This window comes from Bariatricus sp. SGI.161, from assembly GCF_050313695.1.
In the GTDB taxonomy this organism is placed as follows: domain Bacteria; phylum Bacillota; class Clostridia; order Lachnospirales; family Lachnospiraceae; genus JAFBIX01.
The window spans coordinates 1-17,786 of the sequence record NZ_JBNPLX010000023.1; the positions used below are offsets into that span (position 1 = coordinate 1).

17 protein-coding genes are annotated in these 17,786 nt (G+C 52.5%); 13 read left to right on the forward strand and 4 right to left on the reverse strand.

From position 1 onward, the window contains the following. The 9 genes from ACQRBH_RS12835 to ACQRBH_RS12875 form a co-directional block, all read left to right on the forward strand. The coding region (locus ACQRBH_RS12835) for a VirB4-like conjugal transfer ATPase, CD1110 family (RefSeq protein ID WP_427761971.1) at nucleotides 1-1,411 on the forward strand (1,411 nt) is incomplete at its 5' end. Between the two features lie 67 nt (nucleotides 1,412-1,478). Further along, a complete protein-coding gene (locus ACQRBH_RS12840; protein WP_427762032.1) occupies nucleotides 1,479-3,428 on the forward strand; it encodes a C40 family peptidase in 1,950 nt (649 codons plus the stop codon). A 21-nt stretch (nucleotides 3,429-3,449) separates the two neighbouring features. Then, on the forward strand, nucleotides 3,450-3,701 hold the full coding sequence (locus ACQRBH_RS12845; RefSeq protein WP_325208224.1) for a DUF4315 family protein: 252 nt from the start codon (nucleotides 3,450-3,452) through the stop codon (nucleotides 3,699-3,701). Further along, complete coding sequence (locus ACQRBH_RS12850; RefSeq protein ID WP_427761972.1) at nucleotides 3,691-4,908, forward strand: CD1107 family mobile element protein; 1,218 nt, start codon at nucleotides 3,691-3,693, stop codon at nucleotides 4,906-4,908. The genes ACQRBH_RS12845 and ACQRBH_RS12850 overlap by 11 nt, the downstream gene beginning before the upstream one ends. Next, nucleotides 4,905-6,986 (forward strand): DNA topoisomerase 3, encoded by a 2,082-nt coding sequence (locus tag ACQRBH_RS12855; RefSeq protein ID WP_427761974.1) that lies wholly within the window; start codon nucleotides 4,905-4,907, stop codon nucleotides 6,984-6,986. The genes ACQRBH_RS12850 and ACQRBH_RS12855 overlap by 4 nt, the downstream gene beginning before the upstream one ends. Nucleotides 6,987-7,121: 135 nt before the next feature. After that, nucleotides 7,122-10,595: a YodL domain-containing protein gene (locus tag ACQRBH_RS12860; protein WP_427761975.1), complete on the forward strand. Its 3,474-nt coding sequence runs from the start codon at nucleotides 7,122-7,124 to the stop codon at nucleotides 10,593-10,595. A gap of 3 nt (nucleotides 10,596-10,598) precedes the next feature. Continuing rightward, nucleotides 10,599-11,543, forward strand: a complete 945-nt coding sequence (locus tag ACQRBH_RS12865; protein WP_427761977.1) for a hypothetical protein — start codon at nucleotides 10,599-10,601, stop codon at nucleotides 11,541-11,543. Between the two features lie 3 nt (nucleotides 11,544-11,546). Continuing rightward, the gene (locus ACQRBH_RS12870; protein WP_427761978.1) at nucleotides 11,547-11,747 is read left to right on the forward strand and encodes a transposon-transfer assisting family protein; all 201 of its coding nucleotides are present in this window, start codon (nucleotides 11,547-11,549) and stop codon (nucleotides 11,745-11,747) included. Between the two features lie 177 nt (nucleotides 11,748-11,924). After that, nucleotides 11,925-12,173, forward strand: a complete 249-nt coding sequence (locus tag ACQRBH_RS12875; protein ID WP_427761979.1) for a hypothetical protein — start codon at nucleotides 11,925-11,927, stop codon at nucleotides 12,171-12,173. Nucleotides 12,174-12,398: 225 nt separating this feature from the next. Here the strand turns inward: ACQRBH_RS12875 and ACQRBH_RS12880 are convergent, their stop codons facing one another. The 4 genes from ACQRBH_RS12880 to ACQRBH_RS12895 all read right to left on the reverse strand — a co-directional run bounded on the left by ACQRBH_RS12880 (nucleotide 12,399) and on the right by ACQRBH_RS12895 (nucleotide 15,009). After that, nucleotides 12,399-12,770 (reverse strand): cysteine-rich VLP protein, encoded by a 372-nt coding sequence (locus ACQRBH_RS12880; RefSeq protein ID WP_427761980.1) that lies wholly within the window; start codon nucleotides 12,768-12,770, stop codon nucleotides 12,399-12,401. Beyond that, nucleotides 12,767-14,095, reverse strand: coding sequence for a relaxase/mobilization nuclease domain-containing protein (locus tag ACQRBH_RS12885; protein ID WP_427761982.1), 1,329 nt, complete (start codon nucleotides 14,093-14,095; stop codon nucleotides 12,767-12,769). Before ACQRBH_RS12885 ends, ACQRBH_RS12880 begins: the two co-directional genes overlap by 4 nt. Beyond that, nucleotides 14,056-14,385 carry a plasmid mobilization protein gene (locus ACQRBH_RS12890; RefSeq protein WP_116443982.1) on the reverse strand — a complete coding sequence of 110 codons (330 nt, stop codon included), beginning with the start codon at nucleotides 14,383-14,385 and terminating at the stop codon, nucleotides 14,056-14,058. Before ACQRBH_RS12890 ends, ACQRBH_RS12885 begins: the two co-directional genes overlap by 40 nt. Nucleotides 14,386-14,640: 255 nt before the next feature. Further along, nucleotides 14,641-15,009: a helix-turn-helix transcriptional regulator gene (locus ACQRBH_RS12895; RefSeq protein ID WP_427761984.1), complete on the reverse strand. Its 369-nt coding sequence runs from the start codon at nucleotides 15,007-15,009 to the stop codon at nucleotides 14,641-14,643. A 146-nt stretch (nucleotides 15,010-15,155) separates the two neighbouring features. Between ACQRBH_RS12895 and ACQRBH_RS12900 the strand changes: the two genes are divergently transcribed. From ACQRBH_RS12900 to ACQRBH_RS12915, 4 genes are all read left to right on the forward strand, one after another. Further along, the gene (locus ACQRBH_RS12900) at nucleotides 15,156-15,341 is read left to right on the forward strand and encodes a DNA-binding protein (RefSeq protein ID WP_427761986.1); all 186 of its coding nucleotides are present in this window, start codon (nucleotides 15,156-15,158) and stop codon (nucleotides 15,339-15,341) included. Next, a complete protein-coding gene (locus tag ACQRBH_RS12905) occupies nucleotides 15,338-16,000 on the forward strand; it encodes a response regulator transcription factor (RefSeq protein WP_427761987.1) in 663 nt (220 codons plus the stop codon). The genes ACQRBH_RS12900 and ACQRBH_RS12905 overlap by 4 nt, the downstream gene beginning before the upstream one ends. 81 nt (nucleotides 16,001-16,081) lie before the next feature. Next, on the forward strand, nucleotides 16,082-16,996 hold the full coding sequence (locus tag ACQRBH_RS12910; protein ID WP_427761989.1) for an ATP-binding cassette domain-containing protein: 915 nt from the start codon (nucleotides 16,082-16,084) through the stop codon (nucleotides 16,994-16,996). Next, complete coding sequence (locus ACQRBH_RS12915; protein WP_427761990.1) at nucleotides 16,989-17,777, forward strand: ABC transporter permease subunit; 789 nt, start codon at nucleotides 16,989-16,991, stop codon at nucleotides 17,775-17,777. Before ACQRBH_RS12910 ends, ACQRBH_RS12915 begins: the two co-directional genes overlap by 8 nt. Nucleotides 17,778-17,786 lie beyond the last annotated feature (9 nt).

Below are 17,786 nucleotides of genomic sequence, written 5' to 3' on the forward strand. Positions count from 1 at the left end.
TGGGGAGGACGCCAAGAAGCTGCTGACGAAATTGCAGACCCGCAACGAGCGTCTTTTCATGCTGACGTTTCTTGTGCTGAACGTGGCCGATACCAAACAGAAGTTGAGCAACGATGTGTTTCAGGCCGCCGGTGTGGCGCAGAAATATAACTGTTCCCTTGTCCGTCTGGACTACCAGCAGGAACAGGGCCTTGTGAGCAGCCTGCCGTTGGGCGTCAACCAGATCAAAATTCAGCGGGGCCTTACCACTTCCAGCGTGGCCGTGTTCGTCCCCTTTGTGACGCAGGAGCTTTTTCAGGGCGGCGCAGCCATGTATTACGGTGTCAACGCCAAGTCCCACAACATGATTATGCTGGACAGGAAGCAGGCTCGGTGTCCCAACGGTCTGAAATTAGGCACCCCCGGCAGCGGCAAGTCCATGAGCTGTAAATCCGAGATCGTCAGTGTGTTCTTAACGACGCCTGACGATATTTTTATCTCCGACCCGGAGGCTGAATACTATCCGCTGGTGAAGCGGCTCCACGGACAGGTAATCCGGCTGTCGCCCACCAGCCGGGACTATGTAAACCCGCTGGACATCAACCTGAACTATTCCGAGGACGATAACCCGCTGGCCCTGAAATCCGACTTTGTGCTGTCGTTCTGTGAGCTGGTCATGGGCGGCAAGAACGGGCTGGAACCCATTGAAAAGACGGTCATTGACCGGGCCGTGCGGGTGATCTACCAGCCCTATCTGGCAGACCCCCGCCCGGAAAATATGCCGATCCTGTCCGACCTCCACAAAGCGTTGTTAGATCAGCACGTCGCGGAGGCTGACCGTGTAGCGCAGGCCCTTGACCTGTATGTGTCTGGCTCCCTGAATGTTTTTAACCACCGTACCAACGTGGACATCGGCAACCGGCTTGTGGCCTTTGACATCAAGGAATTGGGCAAACAGCTCAAAAAGCTGGGGATGCTCATTGTCCAAGACCAGATTTGGGGCCGCGTCACCGCCAACCGCAGCCAGGGCAAGGCCACATGGTACTTTGCCGACGAGTTCCACTTGCTTCTGAAAGAGGAACAGACGGCGGCCTATTCCGCTGAAATCTGGAAACGGTTCAGGAAATGGGGCGGCATCCCCACCGGCGCGACGCAGAACGTGAAAGACCTGCTTTCCTCCCCGGAGATCGAAAATATTCTGGAAAACAGCGATTTTATCACGCTGCTCAATCAGGCGTCCGGGGACAGGAAAATCCTTGCGGAACGGCTCAACCTGTCGGCAGACCAGCAGAAGTACATTGACAATTCCGACCCCGGCGAGGGCCTTTTGATCTTTGAAAATGTGGTGCTGCCCTTTACCAACCCGATCCCTCACAACACCCAGCTCTACAAGATTATGACGACCCGGTTAAGCGAGGTGGTAAGCCAATGACCCCAAACAGCAAAGGAGGTGACGGCCATTGAAAGAGCTGAAAGCCAAACCCAAGGTGACACAGGCCATGACCCGCGACGGCCTGACGCTGGAAAATCAGGCCACCGGCGAGGTAGAGAACATTTCCAGCCGGGAGGCCGAACAGGACTATACCCCGGAGGCTGGCGGCACAGCGGAAAAGCTGCTGGAACGGGCCGACGATGCCCATGACCGGCATAAGGCCAAAAAGTCCGCAAAGCAGGCAGCGGCCACCGCAGCCGAGGGGAACACCGCCCTGCACCGGTCATCCTCCCGGCTCCAACTGACCGAGGAAGAACGTGCCGACCCGGATTTGCAGCCCTACATCCGCAAAGCAGATCAGAAAGCTGACAAGCTGGATGCAGCCCGTGAGGCCATTCCGAAAAAGCGTGTTGTCGTGAAAGAAACGGTCTGTGACGAGGCCACCGGCAAGGCCAAGAGCGCCCTGCGTTTTGAACAGCAGGACAAAGGGCCTCCCAAGTTAAAGCCCAACCCGGCAGGCCGTCCCGTTTCGGAGGCGCTGCTATTCGTCCACGGCAAAATCCACGAAGTTGAGCATGAAAACGTGGGTGTGGAGGGCGGCCATAAGGGGGAGGAACTTGCCGAGCGCCAGACTGGCCGGGCCATCCGCAGCAGCATCCGGCATCACAAGCTGAAACCCTACCGGGCCGCAGAAAAAGCCGAGCGTCAGGCCCTTGCCGCCAACGCGGAGTATTTTTACCAGAAGTCATTGCGGGATAACCCGGAGATCGCACAGGCGGCCACCAATCCCGTTTCCCGGTTCTGGCAAAAGCAGCAGATCAAGCGCCAGTATGCCAAAGCCGCCCGGACAGCGGGCCAGACCGCAGGGGCGGCGGCACAGGGCGCAGCCAAAACCGCCGCATCCTCTACCAAAACGGCCAAGGCAGCCGCCGAGGAAAGCAAACGGGCCGCCTCTTTTGTGGCCCGTCACTGGAAAGGTTCGCTGGCCGTTCTGGTGCTGGGGCTTTTGCTGCTGATGGTAATGACCGGCCTGCAATCCTGTACCGCCATGTTCGGCAGCGCCGGAAGCGGCATTGCGGCATCCTCCTACTTTTCCGAGGACAGCGATATGCTGGCCGCCGAGGATACCTACGCTGCACTGGAAGCCGAGCTGCAAGCATATCTGGACAACTACGAGGCCACCCATGACTATGACGAGTACCACTTTGACCTTGACAGCATCGAGCATGACCCCTATGTGCTGATCTCCATTCTCTCGGCACTCCATGACGGGCAGTTTACCATTGGGGAGGTGCGAAGCGACCTGCAAATGCTGTTCGACAAGCAATACATCCTGACGGAAACTGTCGTGGTGGAAACCCGCTACCGCACAGAAACCGATACATGGACGGACGCAGACGGCAACACCCACACGGACACCTACGAGGTGCCGTATGACTATTACATCTGCACCGTGACGCTGGAAAATTTCAATCTATCCCATGTGCCGGTCTACATTATGGACGAGGAAACCCTAAGTGCCTATTCCCTGTATATGTCCACGCTGGGAAACCGGCCCGACCTGTTTTCCGGCAGCCAGTACCCCCACGCCTCCACCCTGAAAGAACCGACCTATTATGACGTTCCCCCGGAGGCTTTGGAGGATGAAAAGTTTGCCGCCATGCTGAAAGAGGCCGAAAAGTACATCGGCTATCCCTATGTGTGGGGCGGCAGTTCCCCCAGCACCAGCTTTGATTGCAGCGGCTTTATCTCATGGGTCATCAATCATTCCGGCTGGAACGTGGGACGGCTGGGGGCGCAGGGCCTATACAACATTTGCACCCCTGTTTCCAGTTCGCAGGCCAAACCCGGCGACCTTGTGTTTTTTGTCGGCACTTATGACACCCCCGGCGTGTCCCACGTCGGCCTGTATGTGGGCAATTCGGTCATGCTGCATTGTGGCGACCCCATTTCCTACACAAATCTTAATTCAAACTATTGGCAATCCCATTTTTACAGTTTCGGGCGTCTGCCCTGACGCCAGAAAGGAGTTTTGACTATGGCAAGTAAACTTGACCGTATCGAAAAGGACATCCAGAAAACCAAGTCCAAGATCGCGGAGTATCAGAAGCAACTTCGGGAGCTGGAAGCACAGAAAACCGAACAGGAGAATTTGCAGATCATCCAGCTTGTGCGCGGCATGAACATGAAGCCGGAGGAATTTGCCGCGTTCCTGCGTTCCGGCGCAATGCAGGCCGCCCCTGCTGTCACAGCGTACCATGAACAGGAGGACAATGCCCATGAAGAATAAAACCAGACGAATTTCCCGTATGCTGCCCGCAATTCTGGCCGTGATGCTCTGCGTCACGGTCTTTCCTGTTACCGCCTTTGCGGGCGGCACCGACCCGGCCCCGGAGCCTTTGCCGGAAGCTGCCGCCGAGGCAACGGGCGGCGTTGAGCCTGACACGGAGAAGCCCGACAAGACGAATACCGCAGCCGCAGGCAAAACGGAGGACAATAAAACCAAGAGCTTGACCGGCAAGGAGGCCGCCGACCTGCTTTCCTCTCTGTTCGGCTCCAAGGTAAGCATCACCGCTACGGATGACGGCATCCAGATCACAACCAGCGGCACGGAGGAAACTACCCAGACCGGCACCGTGACTACCAACGGCGGAAAGCTGAATGTCCGTACCGGCGCGGGACTTGATAAGACTGCGTTTACCCAGCTTCCCAATGGGACGCAGGTGGAAGTGATTGGTACAGATGGCGACTGGGTGAAAATTCTTCTGCCGGAGCGCATCGGCTATGTCCATTCCGACTATCTGACCGTCAGCGACACCAAAAAAGAAAGTACCGGCGCGGGCAGCTTCTCCCTCTCCCTTGATGAAGAAGAACTTGCCGCCCTGCTGGGGCTGTTCACTGGCAGCCAGACCGGCGGCAGCGCCGCCCTGACCCCGGACGGGAACCTGACGCTGATTGACGACATCGGCAGCACCGCCCAAAGCGGCAAGCAGTTTATCACCGTAGAAACCAAGACCGGCAACGTCTTTTACCTGATTATTGACCGGGACGACGAGAGAAAAGAAACCGTCCATTTCTTAAATCAGGTGGATGAAGCCGACCTGCTGGCGCTGATGGAGGACGGCCAGACAGGAAGTACCGCTTCTGTCTGCACCTGTACCACCAAATGTAAGGCCGGGACCGTCAATACGAATTGCCCGGTTTGTAAAAATAACATGAGCGAGTGTACCGGGCCGGAGCCGCAGGAAACCCAGCCGCAGGAAACCGAGGCCCCGCAGGAGGGACAGAAAAACAGTGGTTCCGGCACTGGCGGCCTGATCGTGTTCCTTGTGGTAGCACTGGCTGGCGGCGGCGCAGCCCTGTATTACTTCAAGTTCAAAAAGCCCAGGGCAGATACCAAGGGCAGCGACGATTTAGACGAGTATGATTTTGGTGACGACGAGGATTTGGAGGACGAAGCGCCGGAAACCGAAAATGAACAGGAGGACGAGGAATGAGTTATCAGTTGGTAATTGCAGAAAAACCGAGTGTCGCCCGCAGCATTGCGGGCGTGATCGGGGCCACGGAGAAGCACGACGGATATTTGCAGGGAAACGGCTATCTGGTGAGCTGGTGCATCGGGCATCTGGTGTCCTTTGCCGACGCTGGCCGATATGACGAGCGTTTCAAGAAATGGCGCTATGAGGATTTGCCCATCCTCCCGGAATCGTGGCAGTACATCATCCCTGACGAGAAAAAACAGCAGTTTGACATTCTGTGCTCCCTGATGGAGCGCCCCGACGTGACCGGCCTTGTGTGCGCCACCGACGCCGGGCGCGAGGGAGAACTCATTTTCCGTTTCGTCTACCAGATGGCAGGCTGTAAAAAGCCGTTCAAGCGCCTCTGGATTTCCAGCATGGAGGACAGCGCCATCCGGGACGGCTTTACCCACCTGAAACCGGGAACGGACTATGACCCGCTGTATCAATCGGCCCTGTGCCGGGCCAAGGCGGATTGGCTGGTGGGCATCAATGCCACCCGGCTTTTCTCCGTACTGTATCATAAGACCCTGACCGTGGGCCGTGTCCAGACCCCGACCCTGAATCTGCTGGTAGAGCGCGACGCCAAGATCACGAATTTCAAGAAAGAGAAATATCACATCGTCCATATCGGTGTAGGCGGCGCGGACGCAGTAAGCAGCCGTTTTTCTGATGCTGCCGAAGCAAACACCGTCAAGGCAGCCTGTGCCGGAGCGCAGGCCGTTTGTGTTTCTGTAACGCGGGAGAAAAAGACGGAGCAGCCGCCCAAGCTCTATGACCTGACCACCTTGCAGCGGGAGGCCAACCGGCTCTTTGGCTTTACCGCCAAACAGGCCCTTGATTACGCACAAACACTGTACGAAAAGAAACTGCTGACCTATCCGAGAACGGACAGCCAGTATTTGACCGACGATATGCTGCCTGTGGCCGAAAGCCTTGTGTCCGGCCTTTGGGAGTTGGTGCCTTTCGCCAAGGGCCTGAACATTTCCCCGCAGTATGACCGCATTCTGAACAGCAAAAAGGTGTCCGACCACCACGCCATCATCCCCACCGCTGCATTTGTGAAGCAGGGCTTTGACGGATTGGCCGAGAGTGAGCGAAAGCTGCTGTCACTGATCTGCTGCAAGGTGCTGTGTGCCGTGGCCGGGCCTTATGTGTATGAGGTTGTCACCGCCACATTCACCTGTGCCGGGAAAGAGTTTACCGCCAAGGGCAAGACCGTTCTTTCCCCCGGCTGGAAAGAGATTGACCGCTGTTTCCGTTCCTCCCTGAAAACCGATTCCGACGAGGACGCCGAGGCCGTGCGGGAGCTGCCGGAGCTTAAAGAGGGCCAGACCTTTTCGGACGTGGCTGCATCCGTCACGGAGCATTTCACCACGCCGCCCAAACCCTATACCGAAGATACACTGCTGTCTGCTATGGAACAGGCCGGGGCCGAGGATATGCCGGAGGACGCCGAGCGCAAGGGATTAGGCACACCGGCCACCCGCGCCGCTATTTTGGAAAAGCTGGTGCAGATGGGCTTTGTGCAGAGAAAGGGCAAGCAGCTCATTCCCACCAAGGACGGCATCAATCTGGCCGTGGTACTGCCGGAGGCTTTGACCTCTCCCCAGCTTACCGCTGAATGGGAACGCCGTCTGACCGAGATCGCCAAGGGGCAGGCTGACCCGGACGAGTTTATGGCCGGTATTGAGGCCATGACGCGGGAGCTGGTGAAAACCTATTCCTGCATCAGTGAGGATAAGCAGAAATTGTTTCAGGCCGAGCGCGTGGCAATCGGGACGTGTCCCCGCTGCGGCGAGGCCGTCTACGAGGGCAGGAAAAACTACTACTGCGGAAACCGGGCCTGCCAGTTTGTTATGTGGAAGAATGACCGATTTTTTGAGGAACGCAGGAAAGCGTTCACCCCGAAGATCGCCGCCGCGCTACTCAAAGACGGAAAAGCAAAGGTAAAGGGCCTCTATTCCATGAAAACCGGCAAAACCTATGACGGGACGGTGCTTTTGGCCGATACCGGCGGGAAATACGTCAATTACCGCGTGGAACACAGAAGCTAAGACACTAACAGAGCAAGCATAGGGAGTGTGGCTACACTCCCGGTAAATCCCTGACCCGGCGTCCCTGACCGGGCCGGGGATTTTGCTTGTTGGGAGTTTCCCAAACCCTTATATTTCAGAGAAAGGAGGCTGCCGATGGCAAGTTTACGGGACACCGTAAGAGAATATCAGGACGATTTACGAAGCGGCATTGCATGGCTGGCGTTCTGGCGGGAGGGACGTTCATGGCACGGGGAAGCGTTTCATCTGGATATGAACGACTATTTGTACCCGGAGGACAAAATGCGGCTTGCCGAGATACAGGCCGCAGACCCCAAGGCCGTTGTGGTGAACGGCTACTATTCCGGCCATCTGGGCGAGGCAATGAGTGTGGACGAGCTGGCCGCCGGAGTGCGCCATCACTACGAAAACGGCCTAAGTAATATCGCCCCGTTTATGGAGGCCCACGACGATGTGCTGCCCCCGGAGGTGTTGGAGGAAGCGCGGGCCAAGGCCCATGAAGCGGGGCTACCCTTTTATGAGCGCCCCTATAATGGCGAGGACATCGACCCGTATGTATATGACGGCAACATGAGCATTGAGGACTACGAGCTGATGCACCGTCTGATGGAACAGGACAATGAAAGGAGTGAGCGCGTGAACGAAGTATTTTCTATTCAGCTCCACAACCGCCAGCTCTACGAACAGGGCAAGGATGGTGTCTGGCTGGATATGCCTACTACAACGGAACAACTGCAAGCAGCCCTGCGGCAGATCGGCATTTCCGCCGACAATCCGCAGGATTTTTTTATCAACGGGTATTCCTATCCGGAGGGCCAGCGCCTTGCGCTGCCTTACGATATGGTGCTGGCAGCCGACGTGGACGAGCTGAATTTCCTTGCCGCCCGGCTGGGCCAGCTTGACGCCACCGAGATCGCAGAGCTGAACGCCGCTTTGCAAAATCCCATGGGCGGATTTGAAAATATCGGTCAGATCATCGACTTTACCGAAAACGCGGACTACTATGTGCATCTGCCGGATGTGCATACCGCCGCCGTTTTGGGGGACTACTACCTGAACCGTTCCGGCATGGTGGATATGCCGCAGAAATGGAAAGCCGGGATTGATACGGCGCAGTTTGGACGTCACATTTCCCAGCAGGAACAGGGAGCTTTTACCGAGTATGGTTATATCGTAAAAAGCGGAGACGAGTGGCAGCGCGTCCATGAGGGCCAGCCGGTGCCGGAGGAATACCGGGTAATGGCTTTTCCCCAGCTGGAGGTTATGCGGGACGAGATCAAGACCCGGCAGGCAGCGGTATTGACTGCCGAGGCCCCGCAGCCCCAGCCGGTTATCCCCATCGACTTAAACGGAAAGAACAATGCCGAGCGCATGAAAGAGATCACTGACCGTCTGGAAGCCGGAATACAGGCCCTTTTTGAAAGTGAACAGTACAAAGCCTATCTCACGGCAATGTCCAAATTCCATAATTACAGCTTCAACAATACGCTGCTGATCGCCATGCAGAAGCCGGACGCCTCTCTGGTTGCCGGTTTTGGCAAGTGGCGGGACGACTTTGAGCGCCATGTGAAAAAAGGTGAAAAAGGCATCAAGATACTGGCCCCATCCCCTTACAAGGTGAAAAAGCAGATGGAGAAAATTGACCCGGCTACTCAAAAGCCAGTAATCGGCGCAGACGGCAAGCCCGTTACCGAGGAACGGGAAATTGAAATCCCGGCCTTTTGCGTCGTCACAGTCTTTGATGTGAGCCAGACCGAGGGCAAGGAAATCCCGGACATTGCCGTGTCCGAGCTGACCGGCAGTGTGGAACAGTATCAGGATTTTTTCGCCGCGCTGGAAAAGGCGTCGCCGGTGCCGATAGCCTTTGAGAACATCGAGGGCGGCGCACACGGTTACTACCATCTGGAAGAAAAGCGGATTGCCATTGACGAGGGCATGAGTGAATTGCAACCCCTGAAAACAGCCATCCATGAGATCGCCCATGCCAAGCTCCACGCTATTGATAAGGATGCCCCAGCCACCGAGCAGGCTGACCGGCCCGACCGCCGCACCCGTGAGGTGCAGGCCGAAAGCGTGGCATATGCCGTCTGCCAACACTACGGGCTGGACACGTCGGACTATTCCTTTGGCTATGTGGCCGGTTGGAGTTCCGGGCGGGAGCTGTCCGAGCTGAAAGCCTCCCTTGAAACCATCCGAAAGGCGGCCAATGAGCTGATAACCGACATTGACGGCCATCTGGCCCAGCTTCAGCAGGAGCGCGAGGAACAACAGGAAGCCGAACAGCCGCAGGAACAGCAAACGCCAGACCAGACCGAGGCTCCATCCCTTGACCCGGCAGCGGAGCCGGTTGTTACGGTGCTTTGGAGCGAAAGCCCCCATCTGAAAGAGGGTCAGACCATGCCGCTGCATGAGGCCGACGCCCTGTTTGCCAAGCTGGATGCAGAATATCCGGCAGGCATGGGCTATGACAAGACCAAGTTCCGCATTGATTTTACTTTCCGGGGTCAGCCGGACAACTACGAGGGGCGGCAGGACTTTGGCGACGGGGACGGTTCCCTGATACAGCATATCCAGAGCTACCATGAATACTACGCCCAGGATGAAAGCTGGAAAAACCATGTGATTGCGAAAACCGGCTTAGAGGGCTGGGAGCAGGACAAAGCGGAACGGGATATGCTGCTGGGTGAGTTTGTTCCTTATATGAAGCTGCATTGCAATCTCTCCCACATGGAACAGGAAGCCAGACGGCCCCTGCTTTCCGGGGAGGAATTGACGCCGGAGCAGGAAGCCTATTTCCATGCCGTTCTTGAATATGTGCAGGAGTGCCGCCCGCTTCTCAATCAGGGCCAGTATCAGTTGTCGGAGCCACCGAAGCTGTCCGATTTTGACCAGACCTTGCAGGACTACAAGGAGCAGGTGCAGGCCGAGATCGCACAGGAGGCCGCCGCAGCCGGTATGACCGTGGAGGAATATGCGGCGGCTGGCTATAAAGCGCCGGGGCAGGACAGCTTTTCTATCTATCAGATCAAGAGTGGTGATGAAACGCGGGAATATCGGTTTGAACCCTATGACCGCTTGCGGGCCTCGGGCCGCTCTGTGGACAGGGCCAACTATGACCTTGTTTATACCGCGCCGCTGGATAGCAAAACCACGTTGGAGGACATTTACCGTACATTCAACATCGACCATCCGGCAGATTTCAAGGGACATTCCCTTTCCGTGTCCGACGTGGTGGTGCTGCATCAGGGAGGCAAAGATACCGCCCATTACTGTGACAGCTTTGGTTTTCAGCAGGTACCGGAGTTTTTACGGGAAAATCCCTTGCGTACCGCCGAGCTATCAACGGAGCAGAACGAAAACATGATTGACGGCGTTATCAATAACACCCCGTCCATGGGCGAGTTGGAGGCCAAGGTAAAAGCCGGGGAACAGGTTTCCCTTACCGATCTTGCCGATGCTGCCAAGGCCGAGGCCAAGAAGCCCAAGGCCAAACAGTCCCGCAAGACCCAGCAGAAAAAGCCCTCCATCCGGGCGCAGCTCAAAGCCGCACAGGAGGAACAGTCAAAAAAGAAACCGGCGCGGGAAAAATCAAAGGAATTGGAGGTGTAACGGATGCAGAAGTTTGAGAATGTGGACGTGATTGCGGCGCTGGATGAGATCATGCGGCAGAACACCGCGTTTTATCAGAGCGACTTTGACATTGACAAGGGCATCATCCAGCGGGCCGCCGCCAGCGATCAGGCCGTGGACAAGACCCTGCTGTGGATGTCCCGGCCCTCCGGGACATACTGCTTCCGGGAACGTGATGTGTTTCTGAAAGATACCCGGCAGCACAATACATGGCGGTTCTACGGGGAGCAGACCCGCGACAAGATACTGGCCTACGCCGTGGAGCTGACCGGCACAAAGGATGATACTATCCGGGGCAATCTCTATGAGCTGGACTACCAGCAGCATTTCCGGCACGTCATTGACGCTGCTTTGCCGGTGAGTGTGAACCGGCTCTTTTATGAGCGTGGAAGCCGTGACATTCCGGCGGAACAGTTTTTTGACGGAAGCCCTGACCGTGTGCTGGGCGATTTCCTGCACTATGAGTTTCAGCCCCGCGACCCGGCTGTGCTGCAGGAGGCGTTACAGCAGGAGCAGCACAGCCGGAAGCAGGCAAGGCCGGGGGATTTCAAGACCCATATCACCGCTTTGCATGACAACCGGATTGAAACAGAGGCGCAACGCATCGTGGATAAGCTGAAAGATATGTCTGCACCCAATAGCCCCAACAAGACGCATTACATGGTGGAGATCTCACCGCACTTTGACGCGCTGGCCTCCACCAAGGACAATGACCGGCTCTTTGCCATGCTGCCCTATAAGTCCCTGTGCTTCACCGGGATAAAAGACCGGCACGGCGTGTATGCCATGATCGGCAAGGACGAGCGCCGGGATGTGTCAATACGCAGGCCCCGGCCCTCTATCCGCAAGCAGCTCACCGACAGCAAACAGGCCGCCAGCCCAAAAAAGGCGGCGGCCAGAACCAAGAAAAAGGAATTGGAGGTATGAAAAATGCACTTTACTGTGGAAGAAGAAAACCTGATCTGTATGTACCATAACGCTGACCATCGCAGGACAATGAGCAAGATCACCGCCGCCCTGCCGGATATGGACGGGGATATGCAGGCGCTGGCTCAGCAGACCCTTTCCAAACTGGAACGAATGACGGATGCCGACTATGACGGCCAGAAGTTCCATTTCACTGACGAATAAGTAAAGCAGACGCCGGGCGTGGCGGCATTTCTTTTAATACATATACAGTTTGCCGAACAATCCAGACGCCTTGATATTGATTTTTTTAGCCTGCACTACCATAAAAAGTGAATTGTCATTCTATGCAAGTTAATTTAGTCGTGGTATAATTTATGTCGAAAGAGAGGTGAATAACACATGGCTCAAAGCGTTATTGTAAAAAAAGAAGAAAAAGTCAAAGCTGTATTTGCAGCTATGCAGGATAAAAACAATATGCAGGAGTTTAAGGATTTGTTCAAGTCGATGTATCCTGACGATTGGAAGCGAATAAATCAAAGATATATGCAGCATGAACGTCGTGATACAAAGGGTAAGGGGCATCCGATGCCTGAACCTGAAGTATATCTTACAAATATGTATAAGGTTTATCGTAATAAAATTGACTGATGAAGAATAACAAACAAAATTTGGACCAAATAATAAGTTATTCGAGTGTAATCTTTTAGCTTATATGAATAATTATTGCCGGGCGCGACGGCCATGTGGTCGTTTGCGTCCGGCGTTGTTTTTTGCCTATTTCTACGCATTTAGAACAACGTTTCGGTGGGCATATGATAAATCATCCCACCACCCCGCCGACCATGCCGGAAAAGCCCCGGAATACCGGGCTTTTTATGGCCCTAAATGCGTAGATTGCCAGTACCTTTTCCGCTGTCGTTCTGCCTCTTTGCGGCGGCGTATCCGTTTGGCACAGGATGGGCAGTATTTTGCCCGATTGGACTTTGGCATAAATACAGCGCCGCACTCGGAGCAGCGTTTCACCTCGTCCCGGTCTTTCGTGATCTCGGCACACAAGGCCGCATCCAGCGGGAGGACAGCAGCCCGGAACCACCGGCATAGCAGCGAATAGGAAATGCTCTGAACACAAACACATTCTTCGCCATCGTCCAGCAGCAGACAGTTGCCATCACAGTAGTTGCAGCACTCCCGCACCAGCTTCCGGGCCTTGCGATATTGCGGGTAATTCATTATCGGTAAACTCATAGCTCTTGCGACCATTCCTTTCCCGGCGTCACCCGCAAAATGCCGTCTACATTCTGCTTGATGATGCCGTATTCCTGCATCTGCTTTTTCGCTTCGCCGTACCGTTCATACAGCCGTTCTTTTTCCTCGGCCAGCCGCTTGTACTCGGCTTTCAGGGCAAAAAGATCAGGGAGTTTTTTCACGCCCTGTTCCTTGAGGGCCTTTGCCGCAGCTTCATACAAAATCAACGTGCTTTCATGCTCACGCCGGAATTTGCCCTTGTCCGCTGCCTTGCGATATTCCAGCGCCACGGGCCAGAGCTGCTTGTAGGTGGTGACGTTCTTTATCAATACCGCCATATCCGCAAGCCGATGTTCCGCAGCTTTCAGGGTAGCGGCAGCCTCGTCGCTGGCGGCGGTGATCTCAGCCACCTTGCTTTCCAAATCCGGGTAGGTGTCTATCCCGTGTTCCGTCAGGAAATTCAGCGTCTTTGCGGCCTGCTTCAAGTTGTGTAGCTTCGCCCACTTCTCATAGCCCGCCGACTGCTGGGCCTTGATGTTGTTTTCCAGATCAATCCGCAGGGAAATTCCCTTGCGCTCTTTGGGCGCTCTTGTGATGGTGCGGCCTTTGATACGTTCAGTGATGGCTTCCTCGGTGTAGGCTTCCCCCAGCGTTTTGCAGCGGGTGAAGCGTTCCTGTCCGGGGGCGCGGAAAGAAATAAACTTGCCCTGTTTGATCTCATAGCCTTGCGCCTGCATAAGCCGGAGAAAATCATCAAAATCTTTGCCCTGCGGGATAGCGGCGTCAATGGCAGCTTTGAGCTTCGCTTTCCAGCTTGTCCCTTTCCGCTGGGCGTCCCACTCGGCGTAGCTTTTGCCCTTACTCTGGCCGGGCTTTACCACGGACAATCCGTTTTCCTTGCACAGCCGATCACTGGTGCGCCGGATGTAGGCATAGCTCTGTTTGTTGGAAATGTACTTGCGCTGATTGACCATATCCACGGCGCAAAAAATTAGATGATTATGGACGTGGCCTTTGTCAATATGGGTAGTCAGTATATAGGGGTATTTCCCTTGCAGCACTTCATCGGCAAGCTGCTTCCCGATCTCATGGGCCTGTTCCGCCGTGGCCTCGCCGGGAGCAAAGGACTGTATCAGATGGTGGGCCAGATTGTTACCCTTTTGGTACGCCTGTGCCAGCAGCATTTCAAATTCAATGTCCGCTGTTTCATAGGAGCAGGCAAAGGAGGATACCAGCAGTTTGTCGTCGGTCTTGTCCGGGTTCTCGATGTAGTCCAGGGCTTTTTTCAGCGTTGACTTGATAGGATGTATCTTTGTAACTGCCATATCTGCGCCAGCGCCCCCTTTATATCTTCGATGTCCTGTGCGTACACCGGCCCCATGCTGTTCAGCCGCTTTGCAATCTGATTGACGTTGACGCCGATCTTCTGTATCTCGGCGGTCTGCGCCCGGATGTCGGTAGTGTCCATGTTCACGATATAGCCGTCAATGAGCATCTTCCGTGCGTAGGCTGAAAAGTTTTTCGTGTGCAGCAGCGACATTTTCTGTTCAATCAGTTTTCGTTCCTCCGGCGTCACGGGAACGCGCAGCACAATCTTTCTGGTTCTGTTTACCATGCTTCACCGTCCTTTCCATTCAAGGGGTTTGGGGACTTCCCCAACAAGCAAAACGGACGAGGCCCGGCAGTGGCGGGATAGGCCGTTTTTTCGGGAGTGTGGCTACACTCCCTATGCTTGCTACGTTACTGTTTCTCCGCTAACAAGACGTTCCCAAACTTCAAAACTACCCGCAAAATAGACCTATGGGCAGAAAAAAGTGCAAAAAAAGAGGGCGCTTGCGCGTCCCAATAAAAAAGAAAACAGAGGATGTTTTTACTCACCCTCCGTTTCTTCATTTGGCTGTTTGATTTTCAAGGCCCCGTCAATGGCACCCTCCACGATTGGTAAATACTGCTCCGGGCAAAGTTTCAGCTTGTGGCTGACACGTTTCCGATCTTCGCTTTCCTCCCGCATGACTTCTGGATTGAAGTAGTGTTCCACGGGCAGGCCGCAAATCTTGATAAGCTGTATCACCACGGGCAGGCTGGGGATCGTTCCCTCATTCTCGATATTGGCAAGATACCGGCTATCAATATTCACCATTTCCGCTAAATCTTTTCGTGCAAGGCTCTTCGCCTTCCGTGCTGCTTTCACATCCGCACCGAAGGTTTCAAATCCGGGGCAATCTTCGATTTTTGCCATATTGCATCACCCACTTACATTCTATATTTCATAGTCTGCTCATGGAATGTTGCAATATGCGGATAACTTGAATTTTATAATTCATATTTTGCTTGTTGTATTCTTCGAGCAAAAGAATTATAATGTAGTTTGTGGAGGTATGCGGTATGGATTATATGACATTGAAAGAGACAAGCGAAAAATGGGGCGTGACCCCACGATGGATAAATTATTACTGTGCTGCGGGACGCATCCCCGGCGCTGTGAAAGTGGCAACAATCTGGCTGATACCCAAAACTGCGGAAAAGCCGATTGATGGCAGGACAAAGAAAGGGAGACAAAACAGGCAATGAAAACAATTGCAGTTATAGAGGACGATCAGCATATCGGAAACATTTTAGAGAATGCTTTGAAAAAAGAGGGTTATGAAATTCTCCGAGCTTATTCTGGCACGGAAGCCGTGTATCTTCTATCTCACAATACGCCGGATTTAATTCTTTTAGATTTAATGCTTCCCGGTTTATCAGGAGAAGAAATTCTACCAAAGATGACTGGCATTCCAGTTATTATTGTCAGTGCCAAAGTAGGTGTTGACGATAAAGTGAACCTGCTATTAAGTGGTGCAGTAGATTATATTACAAAGCCCTTTGAGATAAGGGAATTATTGGCTCGTATTGCTGTTCAATTTCGCAAAGAGAATAGGCAGAACCTTGCCACAGTCCTAAAGGTTGATAATCTCACTCTGGACTTAAGTTCACATGAGGTTGTTGCTAACGATGTGCCAGTACATTTGACAAAGACGGAATATGCTATTTTGAAACTATTGATGCAAAATCCAAATCAGGTAATATCGAAGACTGTAATATTAGAAAAGATTTTTGAGGATACCCCCGATTGCACAGACAGATCCCTTAAACAACATATTTCTAATCTTCGTAAAAAATTGCGTGACGCAGGAAATAAAGAACATATTGAGGCGGTATGGGGAATCGGCTTCAAAATGAAATTTTGACCATTTCTTGACTGTTTTCTTGACCGCTATCTTGACCGTACAATAGTACAATAAAGTTAGCAAGAACAAGGAGGAAAAGATATGGATTATTGCTTAGAAACTACTTCGCTTTGTAAAGAATATGGACATTATAAAGCGCTAAACGGTCTTTCAATGCATATTCCTAAAGGTTCCATTTATGGACTTGTAGGTAAAAACGGTGCCGGAAAGACTACTCTAATTCGTCTGATTACTGGAATCCAAAAGCCTACTTCTGGCGAATACATTTTATACAATGTAAAAAATACAGATAAGGCGATTAATAAAGTCCGTCGTCGTATGGGGGCTGTGGTTGAAACTCCGGCAGTTTATTTAGAAATGACTGCGGAAGAAAATTTGATAATGCAATATCAAATTCTGGGGATTCCGAATTATGATGGAATTGCAGATTTGCTAAAATTAGTTGGTTTAGCCGATTGCGGAAAGAAAAAAGCTAAAGATTTTTCGTTAGGGATGAAGCAAAGGTTAGGTATTGCCGTCGCATTATGCGGTTCACCTGATTTTTTAATTTTGGATGAACCAGTAAATGGTTTAGACCCACAGGGAATTATTGAAATCCGGGAGCTTATCCTAAAACTGAATCGAGACTTCCAGATCACTATTCTTATTTCCAGCCATATTTTAGGAGAGTTATCAAAACTGGCTACACATTATGGTTTTGTAGATGGTGGCAGAATTGTAAAAGAAATAAGTGCCGCAGAACTGGAAGCTAATTGCCGTAAATGTGTGCATCTGTCTGTGACTAACGCAAAAGCATTGTGTCGGGTACTTGATGGTATGAATATTGAATACACACTTACTTCAGATGCAGAAGCAGATATATATGGGGAAATTGGTATTACCCAACTCACATTAGCACTTGCAAAGGAGAATTGTGAAGTCAAGTTCATACAAAAGCGAGATGAAAGTCTGGAAAACTATTATATGAACTTGATTGGAGGTCAGGCAAATGCGTAACCTAATATTTGCAAACATCACTCGACTGAAAAAGAGCAGGCTACTTCTGACTGGCATAATTGTATCAGCTTTATATACTGCGTTTCTTTTGATAATGAATTATCTGGAAATGACAGCTTCGGCTGAAAATACGGCTGTATCCTTGAATTGGTTTTTCTTTTCGGCAATATCGGTTGCAGCTATCTTTTGTCCCATATACAGTGGTTTTTTTGTTGGGACAGAGTATAACGATGGTACTATTCGCAACAAGCTAATCACTGGTCATAAGAGATGCAATATTTATTTAGCGAATGGGTTTACAATTTTTGGTGCAGAAGGTTTGCTTTTTCTTGTGAGTGCAGTGATCATTATCGTTTTTGGAATTCCTATGTTTGGGTTGAACATTGAGTATCCGCTACATTTTATCTTGTACCTGTTCGCCGGTATTCTTATGCTTGTAGCATTTGCGAGCCTGTTTACAATGGTTTCAATGCTAATAAGTAATAAGACTTCTTCGGTGGCCGCTTGTCTAATTATTTATGCAATTCTGTTTATATTAACGAATTATTTGAGAATTGCTGTATTTAGTTATTACGGAGAAGTGGCGTTAGGCGGTACATCTAACGAGGCGGCAAGAATTATTTTGGAATTTTTATATGACTTTCTCCCTACTGGTCAAAGTCTGCAAATTTCGAGTGGTGTCATACTTCATCCATATAGCTTTTTCCTGTATTCCTTAATAAATATAACGCTGACTACCGTATTGGGGTTAATTGTTTTCAAAAGGAAAGATATAAAATAGTGGAGGTCT

Bases quoted from the DNA above. Each gene is read 5' to 3' on its own strand.
- ACQRBH_RS12845 (WP_325208224.1), top strand. From the start codon at position 3,450: ATGGCAAGTAAACTTGACCGTATCGAAAAGGACATCCAGAAAACCAAG.
- ACQRBH_RS12895 (WP_427761984.1), bottom strand. From the start codon at position 15,009: ATGGCAAAAATCGAAGATTGCCCCGGATTTGAAACCTTCGGTGCGGAT.
- ACQRBH_RS12915 (WP_427761990.1), top strand. From the start codon at position 16,989: ATGCGTAACCTAATATTTGCAAACATCACTCGACTGAAAAAGAGCAGG.
- ACQRBH_RS12905 (WP_427761987.1), top strand. From the start codon at position 15,338: ATGAAAACAATTGCAGTTATAGAGGACGATCAGCATATCGGAAACATT.
- ACQRBH_RS12840 (WP_427762032.1), top strand. From the start codon at position 1,479: ATGACCCGCGACGGCCTGACGCTGGAAAATCAGGCCACCGGCGAGGTA.
- ACQRBH_RS12900 (WP_427761986.1), top strand. From the start codon at position 15,156: ATGGATTATATGACATTGAAAGAGACAAGCGAAAAATGGGGCGTGACC.
- ACQRBH_RS12870 (WP_427761978.1), top strand. From the start codon at position 11,547: ATGCACTTTACTGTGGAAGAAGAAAACCTGATCTGTATGTACCATAAC.
- ACQRBH_RS12885 (WP_427761982.1), bottom strand. From the start codon at position 14,095: ATGGCAGTTACAAAGATACATCCTATCAAGTCAACGCTGAAAAAAGCC.
- ACQRBH_RS12910 (WP_427761989.1), top strand. From the start codon at position 16,082: ATGGATTATTGCTTAGAAACTACTTCGCTTTGTAAAGAATATGGACAT.
- ACQRBH_RS12850 (WP_427761972.1), top strand. From the start codon at position 3,691: ATGAAGAATAAAACCAGACGAATTTCCCGTATGCTGCCCGCAATTCTG.
- ACQRBH_RS12865 (WP_427761977.1), top strand. From the start codon at position 10,599: ATGCAGAAGTTTGAGAATGTGGACGTGATTGCGGCGCTGGATGAGATC.
- ACQRBH_RS12875 (WP_427761979.1), top strand. From the start codon at position 11,925: ATGGCTCAAAGCGTTATTGTAAAAAAAGAAGAAAAAGTCAAAGCTGTA.
- ACQRBH_RS12860 (WP_427761975.1), top strand. From the start codon at position 7,122: ATGGCAAGTTTACGGGACACCGTAAGAGAATATCAGGACGATTTACGA.
- ACQRBH_RS12880 (WP_427761980.1), bottom strand. From the start codon at position 12,770: ATGAGTTTACCGATAATGAATTACCCGCAATATCGCAAGGCCCGGAAG.
- ACQRBH_RS12855 (WP_427761974.1), top strand. From the start codon at position 4,905: ATGAGTTATCAGTTGGTAATTGCAGAAAAACCGAGTGTCGCCCGCAGC.
- ACQRBH_RS12890 (WP_116443982.1), bottom strand. From the start codon at position 14,385: ATGGTAAACAGAACCAGAAAGATTGTGCTGCGCGTTCCCGTGACGCCG.